The sequence below is a fragment of the Kitasatospora sp. NPDC001095 genome (genome assembly GCF_053598615.1).
Genome location: NZ_JBSFKQ010000071.1, coordinates 23,970 through 33,299 on the forward strand (window position 1 = coordinate 23,970; position 9,330 = coordinate 33,299).

The 9,330-nt window shown below is 74.0% G+C and carries 7 protein-coding genes; 6 read left to right on the forward strand and 1 reads right to left on the reverse strand.

Annotated elements, in window-relative coordinates; genetic code table 11:
• Nucleotides 1-6: 6 nt before the first annotated feature.
• Nucleotides 7-1,014, reverse strand: coding sequence for a ScbA/BarX family gamma-butyrolactone biosynthesis protein (locus tag ACWDBB_RS33910; protein WP_449793251.1), 1,008 nt, complete (start codon nt 1,012-1,014; stop codon nt 7-9).
• A gap of 154 nt (nt 1,015-1,168) precedes the next feature.
• On the opposite strand from ACWDBB_RS33910, the gene ACWDBB_RS33915 reads away from it, so the two are divergent.
• From ACWDBB_RS33915 to ACWDBB_RS33940, 6 genes are all read left to right on the forward strand, one after another.
• Nucleotides 1,169-1,768, forward strand: coding sequence for a ScbR family autoregulator-binding transcription factor (locus ACWDBB_RS33915; protein WP_449793252.1), 600 nt, complete (start codon nt 1,169-1,171; stop codon nt 1,766-1,768).
• Nucleotides 1,759-2,709 (forward strand): NAD-dependent epimerase/dehydratase family protein, encoded by a 951-nt coding sequence (locus tag ACWDBB_RS33920; protein ID WP_449793253.1) that lies wholly within the window; start codon nt 1,759-1,761, stop codon nt 2,707-2,709. Before ACWDBB_RS33915 ends, ACWDBB_RS33920 begins: the two co-directional genes overlap by 10 nt.
• A 244-nt stretch (nt 2,710-2,953) precedes the next feature.
• Nucleotides 2,954-4,852 (forward strand): HAD-IIIC family phosphatase, encoded by a 1,899-nt coding sequence (locus ACWDBB_RS33925; RefSeq protein ID WP_449793254.1) that lies wholly within the window; start codon nt 2,954-2,956, stop codon nt 4,850-4,852.
• A complete protein-coding gene (locus tag ACWDBB_RS33930) occupies nt 4,849-5,082 on the forward strand; it encodes a phosphopantetheine-binding protein (RefSeq protein ID WP_392884313.1) in 234 nt (77 codons plus the stop codon). Before ACWDBB_RS33925 ends, ACWDBB_RS33930 begins: the two co-directional genes overlap by 4 nt.
• On the forward strand, nt 5,079-5,885 hold the full coding sequence (locus tag ACWDBB_RS33935; protein WP_449793255.1) for a thioesterase II family protein: 807 nt from the start codon (nt 5,079-5,081) through the stop codon (nt 5,883-5,885). The genes ACWDBB_RS33930 and ACWDBB_RS33935 overlap by 4 nt, the downstream gene beginning before the upstream one ends.
• A gap of 95 nt (nt 5,886-5,980) precedes the next feature.
• Nucleotides 5,981-9,330: beta-ketoacyl synthase N-terminal-like domain-containing protein (locus tag ACWDBB_RS33940; protein WP_449793256.1), on the forward strand; the 3,350-nt coding region annotated here is incomplete at its 3' end.

Genomic DNA, 9,330 nt, shown 5'->3' on the forward strand with positions numbered 1-9,330 from the left:
CGTCGCTCACCGTGCGCCCCGGCCGCTGTCCGCCAGGACGGGAGCGGCGTAGGGGACGAGGTCGGCGGTGAAGCGCCGCCGGCCGTCCTGGACGGCCGTGATCCTCGTCCATCTCACCGCTCCGCTCCCGCTGCCGGCCGGTTGCCCGTCGGGGTCGAGCGGGGTGGTGACGACCGTGCAGGGGGTGTCGAGTTCGACGTACCGGTGGAAGGTGCAGTCGAGCGTGCTGACCGCGCCGCCGACCACCTGGTGGGCCGCCTCCAGCAGCAGCATGCCGGGCACGTGGTCGACGGGGTGGTCGAAGTAGATCGGGTGGTTCGGGTCGACCCGGAGCTGTCGGCCGCCGTCGACCGGGGAGGCGAGGAGCACGTCCCCCGCCCGGTGGCGGCCGGTACCGGCGCACGGCGCGGACGCGGGGGTGGGTAACGCCTTCGCGACGGCGGCCTCGGTGTCGGCGTACGCACCGCGCAGCCGCCGGTACACGGCCCCGGACTGGACGGTGAACCGTGTGTCGACCGTGGCCACCGGCAGGCCGCCCCAGCTGACGACCGCCCGCAGGGACAGGGCCGTCGGGTACTTGCCGCGGTAGGACAGGTCGAAGCAGCGGACGTCCAGTTCCACGTCCGGGCCGCGGTCGACCCCGGCGTACGCGGCGTCGTCGACGTCGTAGCGGACGCGCTCCCAGATCAGCTGGTACCCCCGCGGCACGTCGTAGGCGGCGTGGCACAGCAGCGGGAAGGTCTGGCGGACGGTCTCGCAGAGCAGGAGCGGGTCGAAGTCCGGGGCGACCCGGTAGAACGGGTGCCGCGACGGGCGCCGGGCCCGTATGTGGAAGGCGTCGGGCCCCGTACGGCGCCAGCGGGTGAGATACACCTCGTCAGGGCGCAGCTTGTGCACCTGCCAGGGTTCGACGGGGACGGTGTCGTCGGAGGCGTCAGTGCTGCCGGCGCCCGTGATGCCGGGTTCGCCGGCGTCGCCCGGGCGGCTGCGGTCGAGTTCCTTGCAAACAAGCATGAAAGACCCCCAGTGAAGGCGCCGGGTCGCTGCGACGACCCGTCGGCGATAGGTTCATGTGTAACATAGAGATCGTTCTGTATCCATATTTGTTGCTCGACGATGACAGGCGGACTACGCGCGGATGACGAGTGGACACAAACACGAACAAGCCTTGAGAACACGGGCCGCGCTGGTCTGCGCCGCGGCCGAGGTGTTCGACCAGGTCGGCTACCACGGCGCGGGGATCAACCGCATCCTGGCGACGGCGGGCCTGACCTCAGGGGCGATGTACTTCCACTTCAAGTCCAAGGAGGACCTCGCCCGGGCCGTCATGCTGGAGCAGGCGAGCGACCTGCGACTGCCCGCCGAACCGCAGGGGCTGCAGCAGCTCGTGGACGTCACGCTGACCCTCGCCGTCGAGCTGCAGAGCAACACGCTGCTGCGGGCCGGGGTGCGCCTCGCGGTCGACCAGGGCGGCCCCGCCCTGAACGACGACTCGGCGTACGACTGGTGGGCGCAGCGCTTCCGCGGCGAACTGGACGTGGCGCGCGAACGGGGTGAACTGCGCGAGGACGTCGACGGGAGCGAGTTCGCCGAGGTCCTGGTGGCCGCGTTCACCGGAACCCAGCTGAAGTCGCAGATCTCGGCGGGCTGGTCCGACCTCCCCGAACGCATCGTCTCCCTGTGGCGCTACCTGCTGCCCGGCGTCGCCTCCGCCGAGGCACTGCCGCAGATCCGTGTCGCCCCGGAACGGGGGCGGCAATGGGTGTGACACCACGCCGGGTGGTGCTGACCGGTGCCACGGGATTCATCGGCTCGCACGTGGCCGCCCTGCTGCTGCGCGATCCGGCGTGGCAGGTGCGCGTCGTCGGTCGCGGGGCACCCGCCGAGCTGATCGCCGCCGGAGCGGAGTGGGTCGAGGCCGACCTCTCCGCCCCGGACAGCCTGCGCGGCGTGTGCCGGGACGCCGACGCGCTGCTGCACCTGGCCTCCCTGATCAGCGGCGACCACGACGCCTGCACCGCCGTCAACGTGCACGGCACCGCGCGGCTCATGGCGGAAGCCGTCCACTCCGGTGTGACCCGGGTGACCCACCTGTCGACGGCCGCCGTCTACGGCCACGGCCCCCACCGGGGCACGGACGTGGGCGAGGTGGAACCGGCACCGGTCTCCCCGACCAGCGCCACCCGCCTCGCCGGTGAGCAGCCCGCCCTCGACGCCGGCGCCGTCGTCCTGCGCCCGGGACTCGTCCTCGGCGCCGGCGACCGGTGGGTGGTGCCCGCCGTGGCCGAACTGCGCCGCCGGGTGCCCGCGCGCTGGGCCTCCGGGGCCGCGCTGCTCTCCGTCGTCCCCGTGGTGGACCTGGCCCGGCTGATCGTCGCCACCCTGTCCACACCCCGCCCGCTCGGCCCGTCCGTCCACCACGCGAGCCATCCCCGACCGGTGCGCCTGCACCGCCTGCTGGACACGCTCGAGGAACACGCGGTCCTCCCGCCGGTCCCCGACCGCGACTGGCCCTGGCCGCAGTGCGTCGCCGCTCTCGACGCGAGCGGCTCGCGGTTGAGCGCCCGCCAGTTCTCGCTGCTGGCCCAGGACAACTGGTTCGCCAGCGAACGCGTCTGGGCGCTGGCCGGCGTCGACTGCGGCGAGGACGCCCTGGCCGCCCTGCCCTCCTGGGCCCCCTGGTACCGGGAGCACTGCGGCACCGCCTGACCCGGGGGCACACCCCAGCAGCCCGCGGAAGGCCGTCGGCCCCGTGAGCCTCCCGAGGCCGTGCCTGCGGGAGCTCACGGGGCCGACTCGCGGTCTGCCTCCGGCCCGTCCCGTCCCTCCCGCGCACCCCGGTCCGGCCTCGGTGCCTCGGCCCGACTGATCACCACCTCACATCGGCGCTAGGGGCGCTTTAGACCGTCTGCCGAGCATGACCGGCGTCGTATCGACGTACGGGAGAGCTGGGATGGGCGAGAAGATGAGCGGCACCCTCCGGTTGTTGCACGAGGACGGCCTGCTGGCCGCCGAGTACCCCCGCGTCCGGGAACTGATCGCCGCGATCGACCAGGAGGGCGACGCGGACGGGCTGCGCCGGGCCGGGAACATGCTGGCCCGGGTGGGCGCGGACGCGGTCCTCGACGTGCACCCGCAGACGCCGGTGGTGACGGTGGCCATCACCGGCCACAGCACGGTGTCCGGGCTGACCGGGCCCCTGACCGCCCAACTGGCGCGGCACGGCGTGTTGTTGCGCCCGCACGTCGCCGACTTCGACTCCTACGTCTTCGACCTGTCGGACCCGGACAGCGCCCTCTACCGGGCGCGGCCGGACGCCGTGGTGTGCGTGCTGGACGCCTCGGTGGTGTTCGACGAGGTGCCGGTGCCGTGGACGCCGGACGACGTGGAGCGGGTCCTCGCGGAGAAGCTGGCCCTGTTCGAGCGGCTCGCCTCGGTCTTCGCCGGCGCGGGGCGCGGCACGCTGGTACTCAACACGCTGCCGCTGCCGCGCGCCTGGTCGGCGCAGCTGGTCGGGCTGCGCGACCGGGCCCGGCTGGGCGCCGTCTGGCGGGAGGCCAATGCCCGGCTGCTGCGGCTGATGGACGAGCACCCGGCGCTGACCGTCCTGGACCTGGAGCCGCTGGTCGGCGCGGACGTGCCGCTGCGCGACGCCCGGCTCGGCGTCTACACCAAGACCCAGCTGTCGCCCGAGCTGCTCGCGGAGTACGCCCGGGAGGTGGCCCACCTGCTGCGCGGGGCGACCGGCCGGGCGAAGAAGTGCCTGGTGCTGGACCTGGACAACACCGTCTGGGGCGGGGTGCTCGGCGACGACGGCAGCGAGGGCATCGAGGTCGCGGGCAGCTACCGCGGCGAGGCCTTCCGGACCCTGCAGAAGGCGGCCAAGCAGCTCGCCTCGCAGGGTGTGCTGCTCGCGGCGGTGAGCAAGAACGACCTGGAGCCGGTGCGGGAGGTCCTGCGGGACCACCCGGAGATGACGCTGCGCGAGGAGGACTTCGTCCGGGTGATCGCCAACTGGCGCCCCAAGCACGAGAACCTGCGCGAGCTGGCGGCGGACCTGAACCTCGGCGTGGACAGCTTCGTGTTCGCGGACGACAGCCCGTACGAGTGCGGCCTGGTGTCCCGGGAGCTGCCGGAGGTGGCCGTACTGCGGCTGGACGAGGAGGCCGCGCTGCACGTGGAGAAGGTGCTGCGGGACGGCTGGTTCGACGTCCGGGACATCACCACCGACGACCTGAAGCGGCCCGCGCGCTACCGGGAGGAGCTGGACCGCAAGGACTTCCTGCACAGCTTCGCCTCCCTGGACGACTACCTGCGGGAGCTGGACGTACAGGTGCGACTCGCCGACGCGGACGAGTCGGAGATCGCCCGCGTCTCCCAACTGACGCTGCGCACCAACCAGTTCAACCTCACCACCCAGCGCCTCCAGCCGGCCGAGGTGGCCGAGCTGGCGGCCGACGAGGACGCGCTGGTGCTGACGATCCGCTCCAGCGACCGGTTCGGGGACAACGGCGTGGTGGGCGCCGTGCTGGCCCACCGGGACGGGACCGTCCTGCGGATCGACAACTTCCTGCTCAGCTGCCGGGTCTTCGCCCGGGGCATCGAGCAGGCCTGCCTGTCGGCGGTGCTGAGCCACGCGCGGGAGCGCGGGCTGACCGCGGTCGAGGGCAGCTTCCGGCCGACCGCCAAGAACGGCAAGGTCAAGGAGTTCTACCCCGGCAACGGCTTCCGGCCGGTGGCGGAGGGAACCGACGGCGCCGGATCGACCACCTTCCGCCACGACCTGGCGGAGATCGCCGAAACCCCGGAGCACATCCGGCTGACGCTGAGCCTGGGAGGGCCCCAGCAGTGAACACCATCGACGACTTCCTCACCCTGGTCCACGCCGAGATCGGCCTGTCGCTGACGCCGGACAGCCTCGCGCTGGGCTTCGACGAACTGCCCGGCTGGGACTCGCTCCACCTGCTGACGCTGCTGACCGCGCTCGAGCGGGAGACCGGGCAGCAGGTGTCCATGCCCAAGGTGCTGGAGGCCGGCAGCCTGCGCGACATCTACGAGCTGACCGCCAGGTCCGGAACATGACCGCGGCCCCCGGCGCGCTCGCACCGCCCGGGCTCCTGGGCCCGGGCCGCTCGCCCTACCTGCTGCCCCGGCAGCCGGATCCGGGTGACGCGCCGCTGCGACTGCTCTGCTTCCACCACGCGGGTGGCATGGCCTCCTCCTTCTCCGCCTGGCAGCAGCAGCTGGGCCCCGACGTCGCCGTCGTGCCGGTGCAGTTGCCCGGTCGCGAGCACCGGGTCCGGGAGGCCCGGCTGCACGACTTCGACCGCCTGCTCGACGAACTGGACGAGGCCCTGGACCCGCTGCTCGACGAGCCGCACGCGTTCTACGGGCACAGCATGGGCGGCCAGGTCGCCTTCGAGCTGACCCGGCGGCGCCGGGCCCGCGGCCGGGAACTGCCCGAGCGGCTGCTGCTCGGGGCGGCCCCGCCACCGCACACGCCCCGGCAGGAGATCGAGCCCGCGATGCGGACCGACGAGGAGCTGACCAGCTGGATGGCGGGCCTCGGCGGGATCCCGGACCTGGTCCGGGCCTACCCCGAGTGGCTGGCCCACGCGGTCGCGCTGCTGCGCGACGACCTGCGGCTGGCGCTCAGCCGGGTCGATCGCGGGGACCGGCCGGTACCTGTGCCGCTGAGCGTGCTGGTCGGGTCCGACGATCCGCTGATCGGCGCGGCCCTGGCCCAGGAGTGGGCCCGGCACACCACGGCCGACTGCCGGGTGTTCACCCTGCCGGGCGGCCACTTCTTCCACCGGGACTCGCCCGCCGCGACGCTGACGCTGATCCGCTCGCTGCTCGCCCCGGCGCCGGCCGTACGGGCCTGAGGCGCCCGGCGCCCCGCTCCCCCGAAACCCGAACCCCAGAACCACCAGAAACCGCCGACGTATCTCGGCGGACCCGATCTCGGAGACGGTAGACGATGACTGCTGAGCCCACCCCCGTCGTGCTGTGGACCGTCTCGGCGCCCGGCCCGGCTTCGCTGCGGGCGCGCGCCGCGGCCGCGGCCCGACTGCTCGACGCCGAGCCCGCACCGAGCCCGGCCGCCGCCTCCGCCGCCCTGCTCGCCGCGGACCGGGCGGCCCGCCACCCCGCCGCCACCGCGTACCGGGCCGCCCTGGTCGGCCGGGACCGGTCGGAGCTGCTGGCCGGGCTGCGGGCCGTGGCGGAGAGCGGGACGGAGGCGGTGTCCGAGGGCCTGTGGGCCGGTCGGGCCGTCGGTGCCGAGGAGGGGGTCAGGCCGGTCTTCGTCTACCCGGGCTTCGGGGCCCACTGGGCGGGCATGGCAGCCGACCTGCTCGACACCGACCCGGTCTTCCGGGAGCGCGTCGAGGCCTGCGAGCAGGCCCTCGCCCCGCTGGTGGACTGGCGGTTGACGGAGGTGCTGCGGGGCACCGAGGGCGCGCCGCCGCTGGTGACGCCGGCGGTCGTGATGCCCGCGCTGGTCGCCGTGATGATCTCGTTGACGGCGGTGTGGCGCTCGCGCGGCGTCGAACCGGCCGCCGTGGTGGGCCACAGCATCGGCGAGATGGCCGCCGCCCACGCCTGCGGCGCGCTCTCCCTGGAGGACGCCCTCCGGGTCGCGGCGGTCTGGGGCGCCGCCCTCACCGAGGACCGCTCGGGCCACTGGGGCATCGTCGCGGTGCTGCTGCCGGAGGCCGAGATGCGCGCCCGCCTCACCGCCTGGGACGGCCTGCTGGACGTCGCGGCCGTCAACGGCCCCGGCTCGGTCACCGTCTCGGGCGACGACCAGGCGCTGACCGAGCTGCTGGAGCAACTGGCGGCGGACGGGGTCCGGGCCCGCCGAATCCCGGCCGACTTCCCGGTCCACGTCCCCCAGGTCGACGCGATCATGGACCGGCTGCTCACCGAACTGCGCACCGTCCGCCCGCTCGACGGCGGTCCGATCCCGTTCTACTCGGCCGCGACCGGGACCCGGCTGTCCCCCGAGCAGTTGGACGGGGAGTACTGGGCCCGCCAACTGCGCACCCCGGTGCTCTTCGAGTCGGCCGTACGCACCCTGCTCGCCGACGGGCACCAGGTCTTCCTGGAGGCGAGCCCGCACCCGGTGCTCAAGATGGCCGTGCGCGACGTCCTGCAGGACGCCGCGCGGTCCGACCACAGCGAAGGACTGGTGACCGGCACGCTCGCCCGGGGCAAGGACAGCCAGCTCGAACTGGCCGGCGCGATCGCCGAACTGTACGTGCACGGCGTTCCCGTCGAAATGTCCGGAGCGCCGGCCGACGAGACGGCCCCGCACCTGGAGCTGCCCGAGTTCGACGTGGAGCCGACCGCGGACGGGCCGTCCGTACCGGTCAACCCGCTGCGCGCCCGGCTGGAGGCCCTGCCGCCCCACCAGCGGCAGCCGTTCCTCCTGGACCTCGTCCGGGAGCAGGCCGCCGCGGTGCTCGGGCCCGGGGACTCCGCCGGACCGCCGCCGGACGACCGGCAGAAGTTCCGGGACCTCGGCCTGGAGTCCGCGGGGGCGGTGGCGCTGCGCGACCGGCTGACCCGGCTGTTGGGCGTGCGGCTGCCCGTCGCCGTGGCCTTCGACCGCCCCACCACGCAAGCCCTCGCCGAGCACCTTCACACGCTGCTCTTCGAGGCCGGGACGGACACCGGCACGACCGTCGAACGCCGCTCGCCGGTGCTGCCGAGCGAGCCGATCGCCATCGTCGGCATGGCCTGCCGCTACCCGGGCGGCGTCTCCTCCCCCGAGGACCTGTGGAGGCTGGTCGCCGAGGAGACCGACGCCATCGGCCCCTTGCCCACGGACCGCGGCTGGGACGAGGACCTCTACGATCCGGACCCGGGGGCCACCGGCCACTCCACCACCCGCCACGGCGGCTTCCTCACCGACGCCGGCGGCTTCGACAGTGCCTTCTTCGGCATCAGCCCGCGCGAGGCCCTCGCCATGGACCCGCAGCAGCGCCTGCTGCTGGAGACGGCCTGGGAGGCCGTCGAACGGGCCGGCATCGACCCCGGCACGCTGCACGGCAGCGACACCGGCGTCTTCACCGGAACCTACGGCATGGAGTACGGCCCCCGGCTCGCCGAGGGCACCCCCAGCGTCGACGGCTACCTGCTCACCGGCCAGCTCAGCAGCGTCGCGTCCGGCCGGATCGCCTACACCCTGGGCCTGGAGGGCCCGGCGCTGACCGTCGACACCGCGTGCTCCTCCTCCCTCGTGGCGCTGCACCTGGCCGTACGAGCACTGCGGGCGGGCGAGTGCTCCCTGGCGCTCGCGGGCGGCGCGGCGGTCATGGCGAGCCCCGGCATGTTCGTGGAGTTCAGCCGCCAGCGCGGGCTGTCCCCGGACGGCCGCTGCAAGGCCTTCTCCGACGAGGCGGACGGCACCGGCTGGAGCGAGGGCGTCGGCCTGCTGCTGGTCGAGCGCCTGTCGGACGCCCGCCGCAACGGCCACCCGGTCCTCGCGGTGATCCGGGGCACGGCGACCAACCAGGACGGCGCCAGCAACGGCCTCACCGCGCCCAGCGGACCGGCCCAGGAGGCGGTCATCCGACGCGCCCTGGCCGACGCGGAGCTGGCCCCGGCCGACGTGGACGCGGTCGACGCGCACGGCACCGGCACCCGCCTCGGCGACCCCATCGAGGCCCAGTCCCTGATGAACACCTACGGGCGCGCCCACGACGCCGAACGGCCTCTCTGGCTGGGTTCGTTGAAGTCCAACCTCGGGCACTCCCAGGCGGCGGCCGGCGTCGGTGGCGTGATCAAGATGGTCATGGCGATGCGGAACGGCGTCCTGCCGCGCACCCTGCACGTGGACCAGCCGACCAGCCACGTCGACTGGTCCGACGGAACCGTCCGACTGCTCAGCGAGGCACGGCCGTGGGACGTCGAGGACGACCGTCCCCGCCGGGCCGCCGTCTCCTCGTTCGGCATCAGCGGCACCAACGCCCACCTCATCCTGGAGCAGGCCGACACCGGATCCGACCGCGAGGACACCGAACTCACCTCACTGCCCTGGCAGTTGTCGGCGAAGTCGGCACCGGCACTGCAGGCCCAGGCAGGGCAGCTGGCGGAGTACCTGGAGCACCGGCCCGACGCCGACACCGTCGCGGCCGCCCACACCCTCGCCGCGCGCACCCGCTTCGACCACCGCGCCGTCGTCACCGCGACCGACCGCGAGGGCCTGCTCGCCGCACTGCGCGCACTGGCCGAGGACACCGAAGCCCCCGGACTCGTCACCGGCACGGCCCGACCCGGCAAGACCGCGTTCCTGCTCACCGGACAGGGCAGCCAACGCCACGG

Coding starts and splice junctions, on each gene's coding strand:
- ACWDBB_RS33910 (WP_449793251.1), bottom strand. CDS start 1,014: ATGCTTGTTTGCAAGGAACTCGACCGCAGCCGCCCGGGCGACGCCGGC.
- ACWDBB_RS33920 (WP_449793253.1), top strand. CDS start 1,759: ATGGGTGTGACACCACGCCGGGTGGTGCTGACCGGTGCCACGGGATTC.
- ACWDBB_RS33925 (WP_449793254.1), top strand. CDS start 2,954: ATGGGCGAGAAGATGAGCGGCACCCTCCGGTTGTTGCACGAGGACGGC.
- ACWDBB_RS33935 (WP_449793255.1), top strand. CDS start 5,079: ATGACCGCGGCCCCCGGCGCGCTCGCACCGCCCGGGCTCCTGGGCCCG.